The 23156-nt window shown below is 68.9% G+C and carries 19 protein-coding genes; 6 read left to right on the forward strand and 13 right to left on the reverse strand.

Annotated features, from left to right (window positions below):
- Nucleotides 1-98: 98 nt before the first annotated feature.
- Nucleotides 99-1664, reverse strand: coding sequence for a sensor histidine kinase (locus ACS5PK_RS02090; protein WP_439438614.1), 1566 nt, complete (start codon nt 1662-1664; stop codon nt 99-101).
- 422 nt (nt 1665-2086) lie between these two features.
- Here ACS5PK_RS02090 and ACS5PK_RS02095 point away from each other — a divergent pair, with 422 nt between their 5' ends.
- The 4 genes from ACS5PK_RS02095 (at nt 2087) to ACS5PK_RS02110 (ending at nt 6573) form a co-directional block, all read left to right on the forward strand.
- Nucleotides 2087-3301 (forward strand): NAD(P)H-dependent flavin oxidoreductase, encoded by a 1215-nt coding sequence (locus tag ACS5PK_RS02095; RefSeq protein WP_439438615.1) that lies wholly within the window; start codon nt 2087-2089, stop codon nt 3299-3301.
- Between the two features lie 101 nt (nt 3302-3402).
- Nucleotides 3403-4314 carry a DMT family transporter gene (locus ACS5PK_RS02100; protein ID WP_439438616.1) on the forward strand — a complete coding sequence of 304 codons (912 nt, stop codon included), beginning with the start codon at nt 3403-3405 and terminating at the stop codon, nt 4312-4314.
- Nucleotides 4315-4318: 4 nt separating this feature from the next.
- Nucleotides 4319-5107 (forward strand): SDR family oxidoreductase, encoded by a 789-nt coding sequence (locus ACS5PK_RS02105; RefSeq protein WP_439438617.1) that lies wholly within the window; start codon nt 4319-4321, stop codon nt 5105-5107.
- 158 nt (nt 5108-5265) lie between these two features.
- Entirely contained in the window at nt 5266-6573 is a 1308-nt protein-coding gene (locus ACS5PK_RS02110) for a CsgG/HfaB family protein (RefSeq protein WP_439438618.1), read from the forward strand.
- 41 nt (nt 6574-6614) lie between these two features.
- Here the strand turns inward: ACS5PK_RS02110 and ACS5PK_RS02115 are convergent, their stop codons facing one another.
- Nucleotides 6615-7520 (reverse strand): DMT family transporter, encoded by a 906-nt coding sequence (locus ACS5PK_RS02115; RefSeq protein ID WP_439438619.1) that lies wholly within the window; start codon nt 7518-7520, stop codon nt 6615-6617.
- A 133-nt stretch (nt 7521-7653) separates the two neighbouring features.
- Between ACS5PK_RS02115 and ACS5PK_RS02120 the strand changes: the two genes are divergently transcribed.
- The gene (locus ACS5PK_RS02120; protein ID WP_439438620.1) at nt 7654-8640 is read left to right on the forward strand and encodes a quinone oxidoreductase family protein; all 987 of its coding nucleotides are present in this window, start codon (nt 7654-7656) and stop codon (nt 8638-8640) included.
- A 13-nt stretch (nt 8641-8653) separates the two neighbouring features.
- Here ACS5PK_RS02120 and ACS5PK_RS02125 read toward each other — a convergent pair whose 3' ends face one another.
- The 3 genes from ACS5PK_RS02125 to lspA all read right to left on the reverse strand — a co-directional run bounded on the left by ACS5PK_RS02125 (nt 8654) and on the right by lspA (nt 11721).
- Nucleotides 8654-10195, reverse strand: coding sequence for an ATP-binding protein (locus ACS5PK_RS02125; protein ID WP_439438621.1), 1542 nt, complete (start codon nt 10193-10195; stop codon nt 8654-8656).
- Nucleotides 10196-10277: 82 nt separating this feature from the next.
- Nucleotides 10278-11123, reverse strand: coding sequence for a DUF2189 domain-containing protein (locus ACS5PK_RS02130; protein ID WP_439438622.1), 846 nt, complete (start codon nt 11121-11123; stop codon nt 10278-10280).
- A 106-nt stretch (nt 11124-11229) separates the two neighbouring features.
- Nucleotides 11230-11721 carry a signal peptidase II gene (lspA, locus tag ACS5PK_RS02135; RefSeq protein WP_439438623.1) on the reverse strand — a complete coding sequence of 164 codons (492 nt, stop codon included), beginning with the start codon at nt 11719-11721 and terminating at the stop codon, nt 11230-11232.
- Between the two features lie 171 nt (nt 11722-11892).
- Between lspA and ACS5PK_RS02140 the strand changes: the two genes are divergently transcribed.
- The gene (locus tag ACS5PK_RS02140; RefSeq protein WP_439438624.1) at nt 11893-12399 is read left to right on the forward strand and encodes a DUF1269 domain-containing protein; all 507 of its coding nucleotides are present in this window, start codon (nt 11893-11895) and stop codon (nt 12397-12399) included.
- Between the two features lie 81 nt (nt 12400-12480).
- Here the strand turns inward: ACS5PK_RS02140 and ACS5PK_RS02145 are convergent, their stop codons facing one another.
- From ACS5PK_RS02145 to ACS5PK_RS02180, 8 genes are all read right to left on the reverse strand, one after another.
- Nucleotides 12481-13488 (reverse strand): S41 family peptidase, encoded by a 1008-nt coding sequence (locus ACS5PK_RS02145; protein ID WP_439438625.1) that lies wholly within the window; start codon nt 13486-13488, stop codon nt 12481-12483.
- 161 nt (nt 13489-13649) lie between these two features.
- A complete protein-coding gene (ileS, locus tag ACS5PK_RS02150) occupies nt 13650-16490 on the reverse strand; it encodes an isoleucine--tRNA ligase (RefSeq protein ID WP_439438626.1) in 2841 nt (946 codons plus the stop codon).
- 108 nt (nt 16491-16598) lie between these two features.
- On the reverse strand, nt 16599-17621 hold the full coding sequence (locus ACS5PK_RS02155; protein ID WP_439438627.1) for a bifunctional riboflavin kinase/FAD synthetase: 1023 nt from the start codon (nt 17619-17621) through the stop codon (nt 16599-16601).
- Between the two features lie 47 nt (nt 17622-17668).
- Nucleotides 17669-19477: a response regulator gene (locus ACS5PK_RS02160; RefSeq protein WP_439438628.1), complete on the reverse strand. Its 1809-nt coding sequence runs from the start codon at nt 19475-19477 to the stop codon at nt 17669-17671.
- A 230-nt stretch (nt 19478-19707) separates the two neighbouring features.
- The gene (locus tag ACS5PK_RS02165; protein WP_439438629.1) at nt 19708-20439 is read right to left on the reverse strand and encodes a pseudouridine synthase; all 732 of its coding nucleotides are present in this window, start codon (nt 20437-20439) and stop codon (nt 19708-19710) included.
- 7 nt (nt 20440-20446) lie between these two features.
- Nucleotides 20447-21424: a P1 family peptidase gene (locus ACS5PK_RS02170; protein WP_439438630.1), complete on the reverse strand. Its 978-nt coding sequence runs from the start codon at nt 21422-21424 to the stop codon at nt 20447-20449.
- Between the two features lie 4 nt (nt 21425-21428).
- Nucleotides 21429-21983, reverse strand: a complete 555-nt coding sequence (locus ACS5PK_RS02175) for a DUF3617 domain-containing protein (RefSeq protein ID WP_439438631.1) — start codon at nt 21981-21983, stop codon at nt 21429-21431.
- A gap of 47 nt (nt 21984-22030) precedes the next feature.
- Nucleotides 22031-23149 (reverse strand): acyl-CoA dehydrogenase family protein, encoded by a 1119-nt coding sequence (locus ACS5PK_RS02180; RefSeq protein ID WP_439438632.1) that lies wholly within the window; start codon nt 23147-23149, stop codon nt 22031-22033.
- Nucleotides 23150-23156 lie beyond the last annotated feature (7 nt).

Genomic DNA, 23156 nt, shown 5'->3' on the forward strand with positions numbered 1-23156 from the left:
GCCGCGCCTGTCTTGCCTTGGCCTGTCTTGCCTTGCCTTGCCTTGCCTTGCCTTGCCTTGGCGGGACGTCTACCCGCCAGCCTGGCGGGCTGTCCGCCTCAAGGGTTGATCAGGTCCTCGGCACTTGAGCGTAGCGGCGCCGAACGCGGCATCAGCATGGTCATGCGCGAGCCCTGGCCCGGCGTGGACTGCACCTCGATCTGGCCGCCCAGCACATTGGTGACGATGTTGTGCACGATGTGCATGCCCAGGCCCGATCCGCCCTTGCCCAGCTTGGTGGTGAAGAAGGGATCGAAGATCTTGCGTACCACGGAAGCGTCCATGCCGCGGCCGTCGTCCTCCACGACCAGCTCGACCTGGTCATGGCCATGCGGTCGGCAGGACACCCGCACCAGGCCCTCATCCCGTCCCTCGAAGCCGTGCACCAGGGCGTTCATCAGCAGGTTGGTGAGCACCTGGCCTAGCGCGCCTGGGTAGCTGCTCATCTCCAGGTCCCGGGTGAGGTCGGTCACGATCTTGAAGGGCGTGTGCTTGAAGCTGGGCTCGACCATCACCAGCACATCCTCGACGACCTGTGAGAGTTCGAAGTCGCGGCGGGAGTCGGTGGTCTGGTCGATCGCGACCTGCTTGAAGTCGCGCACCAGGTCGGCCGCCTTTTGCACATTGCGCTGGAGGATGTCCTGGCCGCGCCGGGTGTCCTTGACCAGCTCCTCCAGCTGGCTGCGGCGCATGGGCGTGTTGTCGGCCAGCATCTGGTCCAGCTTGGCCCAGCGGTCACCGAGGGCAGAGACCACGGTCATGGCATTGCCCAGCGGCGTGTTCAGCTCGTGCGCCACGCCGGCCACGAGGCGGCCCAGCGAGGCCAGCTTCTCTGATTCCACCAGCTCGCGCTGCGCGGTCTTGAGGTTGGCCAGGGCCATGGTGAGTTCGTTGTTCGCGGAGGTCAGCTCCGCGGTGCGTTGGGCCACCTGATCTTCCAGGGTGGAGGCATGGCCGCGCAGGTCCTCGAAGGCGCGCAGCAGGGCCTGGCGCATGCGTTCCATCGCGATGCCCACCCGGGCGATCTCGTCCTCTCCCAGCAATTCCAGAGGCTGGTCCAGGCGGCCGGCGGCCAGCTCTTCGGCGGCGCGGCTGAGCTTGTCCATGGGGTGCAGCACGCGGCGCTGCATCACGCCCAGGATCAGCACCAGGGACAGGGTCAGGATACCGACCGAACGGGCGAGGGCGCGCCAGGCCTCGTTCTGCTTGGCTTCCAGCAAGGGCGCGGCGCTCATGGCCACGGTCAGCTGGGCGATCTCACGGCCGTCGCGGGTGACGGGGCGGGTGAGGGTGAGGGTCAGGTCCGGATCGGGGTCCGGGCGCTGCATCTGGATGAAGGGCTGAGCGTTGTTGGGCTCGATCACCAGCACGCGCACGAAGCGGGGGTCGCTGGTCTGGGCATCGATCATGGGCTGGGCCAGCTCGGCCGACACCTGCCAGATGGGCTCGGACAGCGACAGCGCCAGCACCTCGACGGTGCGGCCCAGGTCGCGCCGAAGGTCCTCCATCGCGGTGTGCCGCGAGGCCTGCCAGTCATACATCAGCACGAGGCTGGTGGGCACGAGCAGACCAACCCCCAGTGCGAGGATCACTGCATTGCGCAACGAGCTCTGAAACAGTCTCAAGGACAGGCTCTCCCCCTGCGTCCATCGTCACCGCCCCACCGGGGGCAGTCCGCATGGCGGGGTCTGTCGCCTTCGCCATGCTGGGCGGATTATGTAGCCGATTTGCCAGGCAGGCTCAAGCTTTGAAGCGCCCGCGTGACAGGCTGCCTGCGCCCCGCGGGGGCCAGGTCTTGCGCGGCAGGCACCGGGGAGAAGCCTGGGGCCGAGCGCTTCCCAGGCGCCGGCCCGGCCTGCCGTGCAGCGCCGATGCCGGCTCATGTCCCCGGACGCCTCGCGCGGGCATGCCCGGCAGGAGCAGGAATGCGGGGAAACATGATACGTATCAAGGTGGGGCGGCTTGCCTGGCCCTACGCTGCGCCAGCCCGTGCCCTTGTCTGTCCTGCCGGACGGCTCAGGGTCGCCCAAGTCCAAAGCGAGACATCATGAGTTCAGCCCATATCGACGCCCAACTGATCCCGGCCCTGCAGTCCAGCGGCCTCAAACCCCTGCAACTGGGCGGACGCGAGCTGTTGCCCATCGTGCAGGGCGGCATGGGCGTGGGCGTGAGCGCCCAGAAGCTGGCGGGCACCGTCGCCGCCCTGGGCGGGGTGGGGACGCTCAGCTCGGTGGACCTGCGCCGCCACCACCCGGACCTGATGGCCCGCACCGAGGGCCTCAATGCCGGCGAGGAAGCCAAGCGCCAGATCAACCAGGCCAACCTCGAAGCCCTGGACCGCGAGATCGCCGGAGCCCGCGAGCGCTCGCAGGGCCGCGGTCTGGTAGCGCTCAACGTGATGCGTGCCGTCAGCGAGTACGCCAGCTCGGTCAAGCGCGCCCTGGAAGCAGGCATCGACGCCGTGGTGGTCGGCGCCGGCCTGCCCCTGGACCTGCCGGACCTGGCCCAGGATCATCCCAAGGCCCTGCTGATCCCCATCCTCAGCGACTCGCGTGGTGTGCAGCTGATCGTCAAGAAGTGGGAGCGCAAGAAGCGCCTGCCCGATGCCATCGTGATCGAGCACCCCCGCCTCGCGGGCGGCCACCTGGGCGCCGCCCGCATCAGCGATCTCAACGATCAGCGCTTCAACTTCGATCGCGTGATCCCTGAATGCCTGGAGTTTTTCCGCAAGGCTGGTATCGAGCGCGAGATCCCGCTGATCGCCGCTGGCGGCATCCGCACGCATGACGACATCCAGCGCCTGCAGGGCCTGGGCGCGGCTGCCGTGCAGCTGGGTACCCCCTTCGCGGTGACCCAGGAAGGCGATGCCTCTGACGAATTCAAGCGCGTGCTGGCCGAGGCCCGCGACGAGGACATGGTGGAGTTCACCAGCGTTGCCGGCCTGCCTGCACGTGCGGTAGGCACCCCCTGGCTCAAGGCCTATCTCAAGATCGAGCACAAGCTGCAGGCCGTGGCCCATGTGAAGAGCCGCTGCACCAAGGCCTTCGACTGCCTGGCCCAGTGTGGCCTGCGCGACGGCTTCAAGGACTGGGGCCAGTTCTGCATCGACAACCAGCTGGCCGCTGCCCTGCGGGGGGACATCAAGAAGGGTCTCTTCTTCCGCGGCGCCGGCTCGCTGCCCTTCGGTGACCAGATCAAGAGCGTGCGCGAACTCATGGAGCGTCTGCTGACCACCGGCCCCGCCGCCCAAGCGGCCACCTGAGACGCTTTCGCACGGGGCCTTCGCCTGGGTCAGGCCCTTGCCGGGCCACTCGCGAAGTCCCCGCATGCGCGCCTGCGCCAGGCCTTTCCTAGAATGGCCCGATGCAGTCTTCAACGCCGCCTGCGGCGCCTCCATCACGCGCCTGGGTCGGGCTGCTGATGGCCAGCCTCGGGGCCCTGGGCTTCTCGGGCAAGGCCATCATCGTCAAGCTAGGCTACCGCCATGGGGCCGATGCCATCACCCTCCTGGGTCTGCGCATGCTCTTCGCGCTGCCCCTGTTCCTCGGTCTGGCCTGGTGGGCCGGGCGGGGCAGGGCCGCACTGACGCGGCGGGACTGGTGGGCCGTGATCGGCCTGGGTTTCAGCGGCTACTACCTGGCCAGCTTCCTGGACTTTGCCGGCCTGGCCTACATCAGCGCCAGCTTCGAGCGCCTCATCCTCTACCTCAACCCCACCCTGGTCCTGCTGCTGGGCTGGCTGCTGCTGGGGCGCCGCGTGGGCTGGCGCCAAGTGGTGGCGCTGGCCATCAGCTATGCGGGCGTGCTGTGGGTCTTCGCCCAGGAGCTGCACTGGCAGGACGAGCATGTCTGGCTGGGCGCGCTGCTGGTGCTGGGGTCGGCCCTCAGCTATGCCCTGTACCTGCTCTACAGCGGGGAAGAGGTGCACCGCCTGGGTGCCATGCGCCTGACTGGCCTCGCGACCTCGGTGGCCTGCCTGCTGTGCGTGGGCCAGTACCTTCTGCTGCGTGGGCCCGGGGCCGTCACGCAGGTGCCGGCGGCGGTGCTGCAGCTGTCCTTGCTCAATGCGGTGCTGAGCACCTTCGCGCCAGTGCTGCTGGTGATGATGGCCATCGAGCGCCTGGGCGCTGCGGTGGCTGCGCAGACGGGCATGCTGGGGCCCATGGCGACGATCGCCCTGGGCGCCTGGCTGCTGGACGAGCCCTTGACGACAGGCGTGCTGGGTGGGACCGTGCTGGTCCTGGGTGGCATCCTGCTGCTGAATCGATGGAGATAAAGGTATGGATCTGGGACTGAAGGGCCGCTGGGCCCTGGTGTGTGCTTCGAGCAAGGGCCTGGGGCGCGGCTGTGCCGAGGCCCTGGCCGCCGAGGGTGTGAACCTGGTGCTCAATGCGCGCGGCGCCGAGGCCCTGGAAGCCACGGCGGCGGCGCTGCGGCAGGCGCATCCGGGGCTGGAGATCCGCTGCGTGGCGGGCGACATCAGCCATCCCGCGGTGCAGGCCGCCGCGCTGGCGGCGGCACCGCAGATCGACATCCTGGTCAACAACGCCGGTGGTCCGCCCCCGGGCGACTTCCGAGACTGGGAGCGCGAGCACTGGCTGGCTGCGCTGGAGGCGAACATGCTGACCCCCATCGCGCTGATCAAGGCGGTGGTGGATGGCATGGCGGCGCGCGGCTTTGGCCGGGTCGTCAACATCACCTCCGGGGCCGTCAAGGCGCCCATCGACACCCTGGGCCTGTCCAACGGCGCGCGCTCCGGCCTGACGGGCTTTGTGGCAGGCCTGGCACGCCAAGCCCGCCTGGCCGCCGCCAATGTGACGATCAACAACCTCCTGCCGGGAGCCTTTGACACCGAACGCCTGGGCAAGACGATGGTGGCCAGCGCCGAGCGCAGTGGGCAGCCGCTGGAGCAGGTGCGTCAGCAACGGGCGCAGGGCATCCCGGCTCGGCGCTTCGGCACGGCGGCGGAGTTCGGGGCCGTGTGCGCCATGCTGTGCAGTGCGCAGGCCGGCTACCTGACGGGGCAGAACATCCTGCTGGATGGCGGTGCGTATCCGGGAACATTCTGAGCTCTGCGCACACATCCACTCCCACGAATGAGGGAGATCGTTACCGTCGGTAACGCCTTGGCGTCTGGCCGCATGCCCAAGCTCAGACGGCTTGGCGACAATGCGGCGCCCCGTCCCGTCTGTGGTGCGGGACCCATTTGCGGAGGTATGCGAGTCACATGAAGTCGAAGATCGCCCTGGCCCTGGCGGGCCTCCTGGCAGGCCTGCAGCAGGCGCCTGCCTTTGCCGAAGAAACCAGCTCGCAGGTCGAGAAGTGCTCGCAGAAGCTGGGCGTCATTGCCGTGGTGGAGCCGCAGGCCGGCTGGCACCACCTGTCGCAGTACGGCCTGGGGTCGCCCTCGGCGCTGTTGCGCATGATGATCCAGCAGTCCGGCTGCTTCGACGTCGTCGAACGCGGCGTGGCCATGCAGAACCTGCAGCAGGAGCGAGCCCTGGCGCAGGGCGGTGATCTGCGCCAGGAGTCCAATGTCGGCAAGGGCCAGATGCAGGCGGCCGATTTCGTGATGACGCCCAATGTGCAGGTGGGGGCCTCCACCACCGGTGGCATCGGTGGTGCACTGCTGGGCCGCGTGGGGGGCGTGTTCGGTGCCATCGCAGGCAATCTGAAGTTCCGCGAGGCCTCGACCAGCCTGCTGATTGCCGACGTGCGCTCCAGCATCCAGGTGGCTGCAGCCGAAGGCAAGGCCACCAAGACCGACTTCGGCATCGGCGGTTGGGGCTATGCCGGCGCCGTCGTGGGCCTGGGCGGCTACACCAGCACGCCTGAGGGCAAGATGGTGGCTGCCAGCTTCCTGGACAACTACAACGCCATCGTCAGGACCGTCCGCGACCAGCCCAGCCTGATCCGCACCAGCAGTGCCTCCGGCGACGCCAATGCCGGTGCTTCCACCAAGGCCGAGGCGCCACAGCAGGCCGGCCAGACCCTGTGCCCCAAGATCGGCAACGTCAAGGCCTACGCCAGTGCCGCCAAGGACGCCAAGGTGGTGGCCTCCATCCCCAAGGGCGAAGAGCTGATCGCCTCGGGTGAGGTCAAGAATGGTTTCGTCTACGTGGACGCCGCCAATTTCAGCGGCTGGGTGCAGCGCACCCTGGTGGGGGCCTGCGGCGCCAGTGTCTCCGCGGCACCGCTGCCCGTCACCAACACGCAGCCCATGAGCTCGGGCATCTTCGGGACCTTTGCCGGCTCCTTCGCAGGGCCTGAGCAGGGCACCTTCAATGTGGTGGTCACGCCGGGTGCCGGCGGCATGGGCGTGGTCAGCGGTGGTGGTGTTTCCAACCAGACGGGCGCCTTCAGCGTCAGCGGGACTGTTGCTGCCAATGGCCGCATGAACATGACGGCCTCTGGCTCAGCGGGTTCTGCCATCTACCAGGGCTTCCTGGACGGCAACACGGGCGCGGTGAGCGGCACCTGGCACTACGCCCACCGCTCCACGCCCTCCGGCAGCTTCGGCGGGCAGCGGCAGTAGGCGCAGGCGCAGGCGCGCTTCCCATCAGCCTCGCGCCCGGCTCAGCGGCGCGACGACACCACGATGCCCGTGGCGATCAGCGCAAAGGCCGCTCCGTGAAACCACTGGGGCCATTCTCCCAGCAGCGCTGCAGACATCAGGGCCGCGAACACCGGGGTGAGGTTGCCGAAGAAGGCGGCCACGGCCGGCCCGGCCTGCGTCACCCCCAGCCCCCAGCAACGATAGGCCAGCAGCGAAGGTCCCAGGGCCACGTAGACCAGGGCGATGGCAAGACCTGACCCCCATGCCACGGTTTGCGTGGACAGCAGCTGCTCCGCGCCGGCCGACACCCCGGCAAATCCCAGGCCGAAGACCAGCTGCGCCATCAGCAGGGCCGCCCAGTCCCAGTGGGGCCGCTGCGCGCCCTGCATGTGGGCGGGCGGTCGCGCCAGCAGCCAGCTGTAGACCGCCCAGCTGAAGACGGCCAGCAGCATCAGCAGGTCCCCCTCGACGAAATGCACCTCGCGCAGGGCCTGCAGCCGGCCCCGGCTCAGCACCAGGGCCACGCCCAGCAGGGACAGCAGGGCGCCCAGCAGCTGGCGGCGGTCCGGCCGCACGCCGTGCAGCAGCATGCCCACCCCCAGCATCCACAGCGGCAGGCTGGCCGCGATCAAGGTCACGTTCAGAGGCGTGGAGCTGTGCAGGGCCTGGTACTGCAGGGCGTTGTAGCAGCCCATGCCCAGGAAGCCCGTCAGGGCAAAGTAGCGCCAGCGCTGGCGCAGGGCAGCGCGCTCGGCCCACAGGGGGCGGGCCAGGGGCAACAGCACCAGGAAGGCCAGCAGCCAGCGCAGGAAGTTCAGGGTCAGCGGCGGGATGGCCCCGGCCGCCCAGCGCCCCACCACTGCATTGCCGGCCCATAGCAAAGGGGGCAGGGTCAGCAGCAGGGCGAGCTTGGGACTGAGCTTCATGGCAGGGCGATGGCCGGTTGGCGGCACAAGGGGGCAAAGGCTGGCACGATAGCGGAACAAAGCAGTCGCCGCGCTGACGAGGCCGAAACCAGGCCGGCGCGGCCCCCGTGTCATTGCAAGCCAGGAGAAGTCGATGTCCCAGGAACAGGTCGTGCGCATTGCCCAGCCGGGCGGTGCTGAAGAGATGAAACTCGCGCCCGTGGAAGTGGGCGCGCCCGGCCCCGGCGAGGTTCGGGTCCGCCATGCCTTCTGCGGCCTCAACTACATCGACATCTACCATCGCAGCGGCGTCTACCCCCTGCCCATGCCCTCCGGCCTGGGCATGGAGGCTTCGGGCGTCGTGGAGGCGGTGGGTGAGGGCGTCAGCCACCTGGCTGAGGGCGACCGCGTGGCCTATGCCAGCCAGCCTGTGGGCGCATACGCCACCGCCCGCGTGATGCCCGCGCGCTGCGTGGTCCGGCTCCCGGATGGCATCGGTCTGGACACGGGCGCGGCCATGATGCTCAAGGGCCTCACCGTGCAGTACCTGCTGCGCAAGACCCTGCCCCAGGGCGGCCTCCAGGCTGGTGACACCGTGCTCCTCCACGCGGCGGCCGGGGGCGTGGGCCTGATCGCCTGCCAGTGGGCCCGCCACCTGGGCCTGAACCTCATCGGTACCGCCGGCAGCGACGAGAAGTGCGAGCTGGCCCGCCAGCATGGCGCAGCCCACGTCATCAACTACCGCCGCGAGGACTTTGCGGCCCGCGTCAAGGAGATCACCGAGGGGCGCGGCGTCAAGGTCGTCTATGACTCCGTGGGCGCCGACACCTGGACCGGCTCCCTGGCCTGCCTCAGCACCTTCGGCCTGATGGTGAGCTTTGGCAATGCCTCGGGCGTGGTGCCGCCGGTGAACCTGGCCAGCCTCTCGGCCAACTCCCTGTACCTGACGCGCCCCGTGCTCTTCGCCCATCTGGCCACGCGCGAGGGCACGCAGGCCATGGCGGATGAGCTCTTCGACGTCGTGGGCCGGGGCATTGTGCAAATCCCCATCGGGCAGCGCTATGCCCTGGCGGAGGTGCAGCAGGCCCATCGCGAGCTGGAGGCCCGCACGACCACGGGCTCGGGCCTGCTGGTGATCTGAACGAGGCCGGAGCTCAGACGCCCGCGGACGCTGCCTCGGGGCCGGCAGCGGCCCCCGCATGGGGCTCGGCTGTCGGCCCCGCGGCGAGGGGCAGTCGGATCTCGAAGCTGAAACAGGAGCCCGTGCCCGGCTGGCTTTCGACCTGCACCTGCCCGCCCATGAGGTCCACCAGGCGCTGCACGATGGTCAGGCCCAGGCCAGTGCCGCCGTAGCGCCGCGTGATGCTGCTGTCCGCCTGGCTGAAGGGCGCGAAGATGTGGCGGATCTGATCCGCCGTCATGCCGATGCCGGTGTCATGCACCGAGAAGCGCAGGCGCACGCCGTGCACCACCGGGTCCAGGGGCTGGCCGTCTTCCTCCTCGGGCAGCTGGATCACCTCCAGCCGCACCTCGCCGCGCTCGGTGAATTTCAGGGCATTGCCCACGAGGTTGACCAGCACCTGGCGCAGCCTCAGGGCATCGCCCACCAGTGTCGCGGGCACACCGGGCTGCACCAGGGCATGCAGGCGTATGCCTTTCTCATGCGCCTGCAGCAGCAGGGGATGCAGGGACTCCTTGAGGCAGTCGTGCAGGGCGAAGGGCCGGTGCTCGATCTGTACCCGACCGGCCTCGATCTTGGCCACATCCAGCAGGTCGTTGATGATGACCAGCAGGCCCTTGGCCGAGCTGTGGGCCAGTTCGATGAAGCGCCGCTGGCGATCGTCCAGCGGTGTCTGCAGCACCAGCTCGGTCAGGCCCAGCACGCCGTTCATGGGGGTGCGGATCTCGTGGCTCATATTGGCCAGGAACGCGCTCTTGGCCTGGCTGGCAGCCTCGGCGGCCTGACGCGCGGCCTCCAGGGCGGCCTGCGTGGCCTTGAGGTCGGCGATGTCGCGCGCGTTGAGCTGCATGACCAGGTCGCCAGTCACGGGGTCGCGCATGGGGCGGGCATCCAGGCTGTGCCAGCGCCGGCCGCCGGCGGTGTTGAGTTCCAGGTCCGCGGCGAAGGTCTGGCCACGCTGCACCTGGGCCAGGATGCGGCGGCCCACCTCGGGGTCGGGGAAGAGGCTGCTGAAGTCGCTCTGGCCCTTGTCCCTGGACTGGCCGGCGAAATACATGGCGGCGGCTGGATTGCGCATCAGGAAGTTGCCGTCGCGCAGAGACACCATGGCGATGCGCACCGAGGTGTGCTGCAGGGCTTCCACGCCGCGCAGCATGGATTTGTCCGAGGCGCTGGAGAGCGAGTCCACGGCAAAGAGCATCACCTGGCGGCCCTCAGGTGCCAGGATGCCGCGCGAGACCAGCATCACCGTCACGGGTTGGCCCTTGGGGTAGAGCGTCCATTGCTCCCGCACGATCTTGCCCAGGGCATGGTCCGCGGCGGTGATGGCCAGGCGGGTGCGCACGGCCTCGGAGCTGTCGGCGTGGTTGCGGGCCAGGAATTCCTCGGTACTCTCGGCCCGCCAGAAGCTCAGAGCCGCCGCGTTGGCCCAGAGGTTGCGCTGGCCTTGTTGGTCGAAGACCCACATGGGGACGTCGAGCCAGTCAAAGTGCGTCAGGCAGGCAAAGTCGAGCATGTCGGGTAGGCGTGGGCATTGCGGCGCATTGTGACCTGACTCATGCCGCGCATGCCCTGCCAATCAAGGCCTTGCGGGGCGTTCAGCAGTCTGCTACTGCCGCCCGGTAGGCATGCCAGCTGGCATGGCCCAGGACCGGCCCCACCACCAGCAGGCCCAGGAAGCCCGGCAGCAGGGCCAGCACCACCAGCAACACCACCAGCGCGCCCCACCACAGCATCACGCCGGTCTGGGTCAGCACCAGGCGAAGGCTGGTCAGGCCGGCGGTGACGGCGTCCACCTGCTGGTCCAGCATCATGGGGATGGAGATGACGCTGACGGCATAGATCAACCCGGCGAAGAGGGCGCCCACGGTCAGGTAGGTGGCGATGAAGCCGAGGTTGTCGGGCTCCAGCAGCTTGGTCAGCGAGCCGGCGAAGTCGGGCATGCCGTCGAAGCTCACCGCGAAGATCACCAGCGAGGCCCGGCCCCAGAGCATCTCCAGGATCAGCAGTACGCCGCCGAAGATGGCCATCTGGCCCATGTGGCTGTCCCAGGCGGTGAGGGAGTCGCCGAGGTCGGGCTTCTCCCCGCGCTCCAGGCGCATGGAGACCTGGTACAGGCCCATGCACAGGAAGGGGCCCATCAGCAGGAAGCCGGCCGAGAGTGCCAGGGTGTAGGCGGGAGCGTTCTGGTAGACCTTGAGCAGGCCCCAGCCCATCAGCACGAAGCACACGCCGTAGAAGAGGCCGATGCCGGGGTGGCGGCAGAAGTCCCTCCAGCCCAGGCGAAGCCACTGCAGGGGCTGGCTCCAGCGCAGGGTGTTGAGCTGCAGGTGAAAGGGCGAGACGGCCGTGGCCTCGGGGGTGGGGGCGGCTTGATCCGGATCAGGCGTGCGGGCCGGCGGGCGTGATTCGGGTGCCGGTTCCTGCGCCAGGGGGTGGCTCATGGCTTGTCTCCTTCTACCGCCAAGGCTAGAGGGAGGCGCAGGGCGCGTCAGCGGGCCTTTCCCTAGGACCGGGGCTTGCCCTGGATCAAGCGCCCCTGCGGAGCGCTCAGCCGCGCCGCACCCGGCGCAGTTCGTCCAGGATCAAGAGCATCGCGCCCAGCGTGATGGCGCTGTCGGCCACATTGAAGGCCGGGAAGGTCCACTGGTTCTGATAGTGGATGGAGATGAAGTCCACCACATAGCCATGCAGCAGGCGGTCGATGACGTTGCCGATGGCGCCACCCAGGATCAGCGACAGCGCTGTGGCGAAGAGGGTCTGGTGCCCGTGCTTGCGCAGCAGCCACAGGATGAACACGGTGGCCACGGCGCCCAGTCCCACGAAGAACCAGCGCTGCCAGCCGCCCGCCCAGGCCAGGAAGCTGAATGCAGCGCCGGTGTTGTGCCAGCGGACGATGTTGAAGAAGGACGTGACGGGGCGGCTGTCGCCGAGCTGGAAGCTCCCCAGGATCAGCACCTTGGTGAACTGGTCGGCCAGGATCACCAGCAGGGCGATCGCCAGCCATTGGATCAGGCGCGGGGAAGCGGAAGAGGTGGCCATGGGCATGTGCGGGTCTGAAGCAGGGCGCTACTGTAGCCGGTCCGGGAGGGCGCCTGTCCCGGGCACGCCGCCTGCTGGCTTGATATTTGTCAGTCCTTCGGGGGCGGACTAGATTGATCAGGGGACAGCCACTGGCTCACCGGGCTGGGGCGTCCCGACAAGGAGCACGCCATGCGCAAGAGGATCTACTGGATGTTGCCGGACCTGGACAGCGCCCGCCGCTGCATGAACGACCTGCTGCTGGCCCGCATCGCGGCACCGCAGATCCACTTCATGGCGCACGAGGGCGCCGAGATGGGAGGTCTGCAGGCGGCCAGCCTGCTGCAGACCTCGGACCTCGTCGAATCCGCCGAGACCGGCCTGCTGGTGGGCGCCGGCCTGGGCGCGGCCGCAGGCGTGCTGGCGGCCTACAGCCTGGAGTCGACGGCACCGGCCGGACTGGTGGTGGCCCTGGCAGCCCTCGGTGCAGTGCTGGGTACCTGGTTCTGCAGCATGATTGGCAGCTCCACGCCCAGCCGCCGCCTGCGCCGCTTCGAGAAAGGGCTGGCGGCCGGGCAGTACCTGCTGATGGTGGATGTGCCGCGGGGGCGCGTGGCGGAGATCGAGGCCCTGCTGTCGACCGCTCATCCCGAAGCCAGTTTTCAGGGGCAGGAGCCCAATGTGCCGGTTTTCCCCTGAGACGGTGCTGCGGCTGCAGCACTGATGGAGGCTGCCAGCGCTCCGTGGCAGTGGGGGCGCCGCAGCTGGGGGCGTGGGGCTTCATGGCGTTGGACAGTCTTCCTCCAGCCAGCGGCCGGCGGCCTGGCGAGGGTCATCGCCCGCCTGGACATCCGGCTGCAAAGGGCCCTGGACGGCCTGGCCGTGCCGCGTCAGCACCCGGCTGCTTGTCAGGACCAGCAGGCCACCGTTGGACAAGGGATGCACCCCATTGCCGGTCGTGTAGCCTGCCGTGGCCTGCCCAAAGCTTCGCCAGCGGGTTTTGCCCTGCGCCGCGATGGCCAGCATCTCGCCGGAACTCGCCGTCCGGGCACCGATCAGCACCGCCACACGGCCGGCGTAGGGCTGGTAGTCCAGCCCCAGGCCCGGGGGCCAGGTCTTGCCAAGGAGGGTGCTGACCTCGTCCATCGTCACGCCTCGGACTGCGGCCCCGCGTGATTCGAAAGACAGCAAGACCTGCTGAGACGAAGGTTCCAGCAAGGGGGCCACACCCATCAGCATGGGATACATATTCCCGCCCTGGTTCTCTCGCAGGTCCAACATCAGGCCGCAGGGGGAGCGTGCCATGGCCGAAACAGTTGCATGCCGGATGGCTTGGGCGCCTGCCCGGCTTCGGTCGGCGTCGATGGGGCCGAAGGCCTGAAGAACCAATACCGGCCAGCGCCCGTACAGCTCCTCGCGAACGGGCAGGGCTGCCCATCGGGGGCTTGTGCTGCTAGAGCCGGACAGGACTTGCGCCGCCTGCTCAGGTGGCAGGTAACTGGTGTGCGGATCGCCGAGTGCTTGCACCAAGGCGGCCAGTTCGGCATCGAGCCGCGGCATGCTGGGATCGTGCTTCAGTCGTTCGTGCGCAAGCCGGCGCAGGACCTCCCAGTCGCTGGAGGGCGTCCGCAGGGCTTCGTCACGCAGATGCTGGACGGCTTCATCCAGGGCTCGCTCGGCCCCGGGCCTCAGGGGCTCAGCTTCGCCCAGCATCATCCACAGGCCCAGCACGGGCAGCAGGAAGACCAGCAGGGGGATGAGCAGCAGCTGTGTCGACTCCTTGCTCATTGGCGCTCGCTTCTTGACGGCAGAGTCCGGCAGTGACCTGCCTCGAATTGTGCGCAGCCCGCTGTGCATCGACCCTTCGCATGGCGCGCCAGTCGCACAAAGCAAACGCCCCGGCTTGGCCGGGGCGTTTGCTTTGGCGGAGCGCACGAGGCGCTTTCCGATCAGGCGATGTGGCGAACCTCGCCGCTGCCATGCAGATTGCTGTGGCAGCGCCCGCACAGGCCCGGGTGCTCGGCGATCGAGCCCACGTCCTCGCGGTAGTGCCAGCAGCGTTCGCACTTGACATGCGCGGTGGGCGTCACGGTGACGCTCAGCTCGGATGCCGCCTCAACGCGGGCCGCCGAAGTGATCAGCACGAACTTGAGGTCATCGCCCAGGGACTGCAGCAGGGTCAGGTCTTGCTCGGCGGCGCCGATCACCAGTTCGGCCTGCAGCGAAGCGCCCACCAGGCCCTGGCCGCGAACGTCCTCGATGGCCTTGTTGGCCAGCTCGCGGATCTCGCGCACGCGGCTCCACTTGGCCAGCAGGGCGGCGTCCGGAGCCTCGAAGCTCCAGAAGGTCTCGGTGAAGATGGTCTCGCCGCCGTTGAAGACCTGCCAGGCTTCCTCGGCCGTGAAGCTCAGGAAGGGCGCCATCCAGCGCAGCATGGCGTTCGTGATGTGCCACAGCGCGGTCTGGGCCGAGCGGCGGGCGAGACTCTTGGGGGCAGTGGTGTAGAGGCGGTCCTTGAGCACGTCCAGGTAGAAGCCGCCCAGGTCCTCGGAGCAGTAGACCTGCAGCTTGGCCACGACCGGGTGGAATTCGTAGCGTTCGAAGTGCGCCAGCACCTCGGCCTGGAACTCAGCGGCGCGGGCCAGGGCGTAGCGGTCCACCTCCAGCAGCTGGTCCAGGGGCAGGGCCTCGGCCTTGGCGTCGAAGTCCGAGACATTGGCCAGCAGGAAGCGCAGGGTGTTGCGGATGCGGCGGTAGCTGTCGACCACGCGGGCGAGGATCTTGTCGTCCAGGCCCAGGTCGCCCGAGTAGTCGGTGGCGGCGGTCCACAGGCGCAGGATCTCGGCACCCATCTTGTCGGACACGGCCTGCGGCGCGACCACATTGCCCACCGACTTGCTCATCTTGCGGCCCTGGCCGTCCACCACGAAGCCGTGGGTCAGCAGGCCCTTGTACGGCGCGCGGCCGTACAGCGCCGAGGCGATCAGCAGCGAGCTGTGGAACCAGCCGCGGTGCTGGTCATGGCCTTCAAGATACAGGTCGGCCTCGGGGCCTTCGGCGTGCGCGGCACCGGCATGGCTGCCCTTGAGCACATGCTGGAAGGTGGAGCCGGAGTCGAACCACACGTCCAGGATGTCCTGGCCCTTGGTGTAGACCTCCGCCTCGGCACCCAGCCACTCGGCCGGGTCCAGCTTGGCCCAGGCCTCGATGCCGCCCTGCTCGACGAGCTGCGCGGCGCGTTCGATGAACTCCAGGGTGCGCGGGTGCGCCTCGCCTGTGTCCTTGTGCAGGAAGATGGGCAGGGGCACGCCCCAGCTGCGCTGGCGCGAGATGCACCAGTCGGGCCGGTTGGCAATCATGTCGCGCAAGCGGGCCCGGCCGTTCTCGGGGTAGAAGCTGGTGGCGTCGATGGCGGCGAGCGCGGTCTGGCGCAGGCTCTGGGCCGGCGCCTCGCTGGCAAAGAGGCCGGTGCCCTCGTCCATGCGCACGAACCACTGGGCGGCTGCACGGTAGATCACCGGCGTCTTGTGGCGCCAGCAGTGCGGGTAGCTGTGGGTGATCTTGGACTGGGCCATCAGGCGGCCGGCATTGGCCAGGGCCTCGGTGATGACGGGGTTGGCCTTCCAGATGTGCTGGCCGCCGAACAGGGGCAGGGCGGCCTCGTAGGCGCCATTGCCCTGCACGGGGTTCTTGATGTCGGTGAAGGCCATGCCGTGGGAGACGCAGCTCTGGAAGTCGTCCAGGCCGTAGGCGGGCGCGGAGTGCACGACGCCGGTGCCGTCTTCCGCCGTGGCGTAGTCGGCCAGGTAGACGGGGCTCTCGCGGTCGAAGCCCGGGTCCACATGGGCCAGGGGGTGCTTGAACTTGAGCAGCTCCAGCTTGCGGCCCTGGGTGACGGCGACCTGCTCGCCTTCGAGCTGCCAGCGCGCCAGGCACTTCTCGACCAGGGCCTCGGCCACCACGAAGTAGCCGCGTGCGGTCTTGACCAGGGCGTAGGGCAGCTCGGGGTTGAGGTTCAGGGCCTGGTTGGCGGGGATGGTCCAGGGCGTGGTGGTCCAGATCACCGTGAAGGCGTCCTGGTCCAGGGCCGGCAGGCCGAAGGCGGCGGCCAGCTTCTCCGGCTCGGCGCACAGGAAGGCGACGTCCACGGCCGGGGACTGCTTGTCGGCGTACTCGATCTCGAACTCGGCCAGCGAGGAGCCGCAGTCGAAGCACCAGTAGACGGGCTTCAGGCCGCGGTAGACGAAGCCGCGCTCGAACAGGCGCTTGAGCACGCGGATCTCGCCGGCCTCGTTGGCGTAGTCCATGGTGCGGTAGGGCTTGTCCCACTCGCCCAGGATGCCCAGGCGCTTGAAGTCGGCGCGCTGGCCGTCGATCTGCTCGGCGGCGTAGGCGCGGCTTTTGGCCTGGACCTCGTCACGCGGCAGGCCGCGACCGAAGGTCTTCTCGATCTGGTTCTCGATGGGCAGGCCGTGGCAATCCCAGCCGGGGATGTAGGCCGCGTCGAAGCCGGCCAGCTGGCGGGCCTTGACGATCATGTCCTTGAGGATCTTGTTGGCCGCGTGGCCGATATGGATCTGGCCGTTGGCATAGGGCGGGCCGTCGTGCAGCACGAACTTGGGTGCGCCGCAGCGGGCGTCTCGCAGCTTCTTGTAGATGCCTTGCTCTTCCCAGCCCTTGACCCAGCCCGGCTCGCGCTTGGGCAGGTCGCCACGCATGGGGAAGGAGGTGTCGGGCAGGTTCAGGGTGGCGCGGTAGTCTGGCGCGGAGGGCTTGGCGTTGTCGTTCATGGCAGCAATCGGGCGGGGCCGCTGGCAAAGGGCCAGTCGGCGGGCAGGAGGAGCGCCGGGGCGCGGCGCAGGGGCGTCAGGGGAGGGGGCCCTGAGGGCGGGCCCGCGTCAAATTCGATCGCGGGTGGTCTGGCGGCGCATCGAGGCGTGGGTGGCCAGGAAGGCGCGAGCCTGCTCGACATCGCGGGCGATGGCCTGGGTCAGGGCGTCCAGCCCGTCGAACCGGGCTTCATCACGCAGTTTGTGCAGGAGTTCCACGCGCACGAGTTTACCGTAGGCCCCGTTGGGGCCCAGCGGGGCTGGCCAGTCCAGGCAGTGGACCTCCAGCAGCACGCGGCCGGCGTCCTCCACCGTGGGGCGCACGCCCAGGCTGGCGACGCCGTCCAGAGGCTGGTCCGTCAGGCCATGGGTGCGCACGGCGTAGATGCCCATGGCGGCGGGCTTGGCGTGGGAGAAGCGCAGGTTCAGGGTGCGGAAGCCATCCGAGGCGCCGGCCGAGGTCTCGCCCAGTTGCCGCCCCAGTTTCTGGCCATGGATCACATGGCCGGAGATGGCATAGGGCCGGCCCAGCAGGCGCGCGGCGTCTTCCATGCGGCCCTCGGCCAGGGCCTCGCGAACGGCCGAGCTGCTGACGCGCAGGCCATGCACCTCGTAGCTCATCATGCGAGCCACGTCGAAGCCCAGGTGCTGGCCGGCGGCGTCGAGTGTGGCGTAGTCTCCCTGGCGCTTGGCGCCGAAGCGGAAGTCGTCGCCCACCAGCACGTAGCGCGCGCCCAGGCCCTGCACCAGCACCTGCTGGATGAAGTCCTGCGCGGGCAGCGAGGCCAGGCGCTCGTCGAAGCGCAGCACCACGACCTGGTCGATGCCGCAGCGTTCCAGCTCCTGGAGCTTGTCGCGCAGGGTGGCGATGCGGCTTGGGGCCATCTCCGGCTTGCCGAGCTTGCGGGCGAAGAAGTCGCGCGGGTGAGGCTCGAAGTTCAGCACGCAGGACGGCAGGCCGCGGTGCTGGGCCTCCGAACGCAGTAGGGCCAGCATGGCCTGGTGGCCGCGATGGACGCCGTCGAAATTGCCGATGGTGAGGGCACAGGCCGGGGCGATGCCCGGGTGATGGAAGCCGCGGAATACCTGCATGAGGGGGATTATCCGTGCCAGGGCACGTGTTCCGGTGAGCCGGGCACTCAGGCCGGGACGTCGGCCTCGGTCTGTTGGCAGGATCTTGGTCCGGCCTGGCCCACATGCCGCACCACCAGCTCCAGCAGCTGCTGCATGTCGAAGGGCTTGAGCAGGTAGCCATCCATGCCGGCCGCCTCGCATTGTTCGCGGTCGCCCGGGGAGGTGCTGGCCGTCAGGGCGACGATGGGCGTGCGGGGCCGTCCCTGGCGCCGCTCTTGCGCACGCCAGGCGGCCGTCGCCTCGTAGCCGTTGAGCTCGGGCATCAGGCAATCCATCAGCACCAGCTCGAAGCGGTCTCGCTGCAACAACTCCAGCGCCTGGCGGCCGTTCTCTGCTTGCACCACCTCCACGCCGCAGTGATCCAGCATGGAGGCCGCCACCAGCAGGTTGACAGGGCTGTCGTCGACCAGCAGCACCCGGCCCTGCAAGGCCGGCAACTGGGAGTCGCGAAGCTCCACGGGTGGTGAGTCGGGTGAATTGCAGGCCTGCAGGGGCAGGGTCAACTCGAACATGGAGCCCAGGCCGCGCCGTGAGCTGGCCCGCAGCTCGCCGCCCATCGCATGGGCCAGCTCGCGCGAGATGGTGAGCCCCAGGCCTGTGCTGTCGCGGCGCTGCCGCAGCTTTCCGCCGACCTGCTCGAAGGGCGCGAAGATGCGCTCCAGCTGGTCAGCCTCGATGCCGTCGCCGGTGTCGCGCACGGCAAAGCGCAGCAGGGGGCCGCTGCGCATGTCCTGCACCATGGCCACGCCCACGTCCACCGACCCCTGCTCGGTGAACTTGATGGCATTGCCCACCAGGTTGTGCAGCACCTGCTTGATGCGCGAGGCATCGGCCAGCACATGGCTGGGCAGGCCTTCGGCCAGGCGCACGTTGAGCTGCAGGCCCTTGTCCCGGGCCGGGGTGATCAGCAGCCGGCAGACCTCGTTGACCGCCTCGGCCAGGTCCATGGGCGCCGGCTCGATGACCAGCTTGCCGGACTCGATGCGGGCCAGGTCCAGGATGTCGTTGACCAGGTTGAGGAGGTGGCGGCCGGAGCTGTGAACGACGCCCAGTTGCTCGCGCTGACGTTCATCCAGCTCCGAGCGCTCCAGCAGCTGCGTCATGCCCAGGATGCCGTTGAGCGGGGTGCGGATCTCATGGCTCATGACCGCCACGAAGCGGCTCTTGCTGGTGCTGGACTGCTGGGCGGACTGCAGGGCTTGCTGGCGTTCATCGGCCAGCTTGGCATGTTCGAAGCGCAGGCGCAGCAGCTCCAGGCGGCGGGTCTGCACACGCCTTGATTCCGTCCATGCGACGGTCAGGAAGATCAGCAGGCCCACGGCAGACAGCCAACCCTCGCGGGTGTCCAGCGTGAGGTTGTACAGCAGGGCAGGGGTGAAGACGATGCCGGAGAACAGCGCGTTCGCGCGAAATTCGGCGCCCATGGAGAACAGCGACACCGCGGCCACGCCGATCATGGCGGCCAGGACCAGGCCGTCAAGACCTGGCACCTCCGGCGTATGGAAGCACCAGCCCATGGCACTCCAGCTGAGCGCATCCAGGGCCAGCAGGGTGAAGTAGCGATGGCGCCAGGCGCGCAAGCTGCCCAGGTCCTGCCGCGCCTGACGGAAGCTGCGCACATCCAGCGTGCGCAGCACCGCCACGCACAGCCGCACACTGAGCCAGCCCAGCAGCAGGGCTGCAGGCAGATGGCCCCACAGGAGCAGGACTGGACAGAAGCTGAAGGCGGCCCCAATCAGATTGGGCCGCAGGCTCAGCTCGTACAGCGAGCTGAGGCGTTCGCGCTCGATTTGCGCTGCAATGTCCTGATCCAAGGACGGAATCCCTCTGTGGGCCCCGGCTCGTGCCTCGGGGCGCTCTTGTATGTGTTCATGGTTCGAGCGCAGCGTGCCTGGCGTCTGCACGGGGCCTCCTGGGTCACCTGTGCCGGCGCACGCATCGTTGCGGGCAGCGTTTTGTAGCCTCGGCGGCCCCTGGGGTCGCTAGGAGGAACCCTGAACTTGGGGTTTTCCGGTGCGGCTCAGGCAAGTATCAGTGACGGATCTCACGCACTGCCAGCCAAGCCCAGGACGGCCTGCGGCCCGTCGACCCAGCACCACTGGCCCTCGGCCAGATCGGCAGGCAGCACCAGGGCACCGAACTGTGGCCGGTGCAGGCGCTCGACGCGGTTGCTGACCGCCGCCATCATCCGCTTGACCTGGTGGTACTTGCCCTCGGCCAGCGTCAGGCGCACGCCATGCGTGCCCATGGCCTCGGCCGCCAGCGCCTTCACCAGCTCAGGTTCCCGGTGCACCTTCAGCTCGTGCTCGTGCAGCTCCACGCCGGCCATCAGCCGTTCGAGCTGCTCGGCGTCGACGGGATGCTTGCAGTGCGCCTCATAGACCTTGGGCACATGGTGCTTGGGGCTGGTGAGTTTGTGAATCAGGGTGCCGTCATCGGTCAGCAGCAGCAGGCCGGTGGTGTCCTCGTCCAGGCGGCCGACGGGCTGAACGCCGCGTTCGCGCAGCGGGGCGGGCAGCAGGCTCATCACGCTGGGATGGTGGCGGGGCTTTTGCGAACACTCGTAGCCGGCCGGTTTGTGAAGCATGACCAGGGCCTTCTCGTGATAGGGCCAGGTCTTGCCACTGACCTCGAACTGCAGGCCCTGGGGGGCGAAGTCGGCATCCGGGTCATCCACGACCTCGCCGTGGACCTTGACCTCGCCGTGATGGATCAGGCCGGCGCAGAGGCGGCGGCTGCCGAAGCCTTGGGAAAAGAGAATCTGGGACAAGCGCATCGCAGCATTATCCAAGCTCGCCGGCAGCGGGGAGGCCGGGCAGGCCGCGGGCGGATCGCACAGCGTCCACGACGGCCGCGGCCAGCGCCTCGGCAGCCATCACGCCAAGCAGGCCCAGGTCGACCGCGCCGCAGGCGCCCGACGTGCCGGTGGCGAGGCTGAAGACGATGTCGCCGTCGCTGGGCTGGTGAACGGGGTTGATGCTGCGCGCCAGGCCGTCATGGGCGATCTGCGCCAGCTTGGTGGCCTGCGACTTGTCCAGCGCAGCGTCGGTGGCCACCACGGCCAGCGTCGTGGCAGCCCCGGCGATCGGACGCATGGGCTCGGCGCCATGGAGCAGGGCCTGGACGGTGCCGCGGGGGCGGCCGTCCTCGCCGCGGGCTCCGGCGAGGATGCGCCCGCTGCCAGGATCGATGACATCGCCCACGGCATTCACCACCGCCAGGGCGCTCAGGGTGGTCCGGCCCACCCGCAGCGAGGCCTGCCCCAAGCCGCCCTTCATGGCCCATTGCGGGCCCAGCAGCTTGCCCACGGTCGCACCGGCGCCCGCGCCTATGCTGCCGCGCGCCGCCGTGAGGCTGGCGGCCTCGCAGGCGGCGTAGCCTGCCTCGGCGTCAGGTGTCAGGGCTGGATCGCCCAGCCAGAGGTCGAAGATCACAGCCGCCGGCACGATGGGCACGCGCGCCGGGCCTACGGCCAGGCCATGGCCGCGTTCGCGCAGCCAGCGCATCACGCCACCGGCAGCATCCAGGCCGAAGGCACTGCCACCGCTGAGCAGCAAGGCATGAACCTGCTGCACGGTGTTTTCGGGGCGCAGCAGCTCAGTCTCGCGGCTGCCGGGGGCTGCGCCGCGCACATCGACGCCCGCCGTCACCCCTTGCGGGCACAGAACCACGCTGCAGCCAGTGGGGCGGCGGCTGTCGGTCCAGTGGCCCAGGCGCAGGCCGGCGACGTCGCAGAGATGCCCGTTCAGCAAGGCGGGCATGCGTTCAGGGGCGGGGCTTGACCGGCTGAATCGTGCCGCAGTCGGCGCCCAGCCAGCGGCCGTCCCCGGTGATGGTCATGCGCTTGCCCTGGCGCTGGATGCTCAGCTTGCTGCTGTAGTGCTCGGCGCTGTCGAAGGTGAACTCGCCGTCACCTTCGGAGGCCGGATCGGTGCAGGTGAAATGGCTGCGCACCGTGTTGCCGCTGCGCGTGACCTGCTGCTTGCAGCGGCCCTTGTCGTCCACGGGGGGCTCATGCCGTTCGGCCTGTTCCTTGCTGATGCAGGTCTTGATGGTGACGGCCCCGCCAGCGCCCATGTTCACCTGGACGCCGTGCTGGCTCATCATCTGCTCCATCATCTGGCGCTTCTCCGGCGGCATATTGGCCATGGCCTGGCGGGCCTGGTCCATCTTGGCCTGCTGCTCGGGGTCCAACTGCGGCTTCTGGGTCATCTCCCAGAGCCCCGGCTTCATGGTCTGCGCACCAGCGAACAGGGGCAGGGCGAGCAGGGCACCCAGCAGCAGGGGCCGGGTGAGGTGGGGGTGGCGGATCGGCTTCATCGCAACTCCTCGAAGGGCTTGCGGGGCAGTGTAGTCCGCCGTGCTCCTCAGGCGAAGACGCCAGCCTGCTCCGTCATGCGGGCGCTGACCTCGGCCAGGTGGTGCAGGCCATCGCCCCATTGCATTTCCATCACGGTGAGGCGCTTGAAGAAGTGGCTGGAGATGTATTCGTCCGTCACGCCGATGCCGCCATGCAGCTGCGTGCACTGCTGGCCAACGAAACGCATGGACTGGCTCAGCTGCAGCTTCGCCTGGGAAAGGGCACGGCGGCGCTGGGCGGGTGCGGAGGGTACTTCACCCAGCTTCAGCGTGGCGTAGTAGCTCATGGAGCGAGCCAGCTCCAGCTGCATCTTGATGTCAGCCATGCGGTGGCGCAAGGCCTGGAAGCTGGCGATGGCCACGCCGAACTGCTTGCGGGTGTTGAGGTAGTCGGCGGTGAGGTGCACCAGGGCATCCATGGCGCCCACGGCCTCGGCTGCCTGCGCGGCGATGGCGGTATCTGCCGCCAGTTCCAGCAGGGCCTGCGCGGCCTCTCCCTGTGCGATGCGCTGGCCGGGCGTGCCCTGCAGCGTCAGCTCAGCGGCGGCTGAACCGTCATGCAGCGAATAGGCGCGCGTGACGAGACCCTCGGCGCCGGCCTCGACCAGGTACAGCGCCGGCCCTTGCTCATCCTGGGCCGGCACGACGAAGGCCTGGGCATGAGCGCCCGCACTCACGAGGCTCTTGACGCCGCTGAGCCGGCCCCGGCTGGCCTGGGTCTGCCCCATGCCCAACTGGTAGCGCAGGCCGCGTTCCTGGTGCGCCAGCACCACCAGCGCTTCGCCGCCGACGATGCGCGGCAGCCAGGCGTCCTGCTGCTCCTGGGGCGCCTGCGACAGCAGCAGGGGGGCCAGCAGGGCGCCCTGCACATAGGGCTCCAGCACAAGGCCGCGCCCCAGTTCCTCCATCACCACCATGGCGTCCACCGGCCCCAGGCCCAGGCCGCCCTGCGACTCGGGTACCTGCAGGCCCATGAGACCCAGGCCGGCCAGGCCCTCCCAGGCGGCGCGGGAGAAGCCGCCCTCGCGGACGATGCGGCGGCGCTGCTCGAAGCCGTAGTCTTTCTCGACAAAACGCTGCACGGCGTCGCGCAGGGCCTGCTGGTCTTCGCTGAAATCGAAATCCATGGATGTC

This window comes from Roseateles sp. DB2, assembly GCF_051857535.1.
GTDB lineage: Bacteria > Pseudomonadota > Gammaproteobacteria > Burkholderiales > Burkholderiaceae_C > Roseateles_B.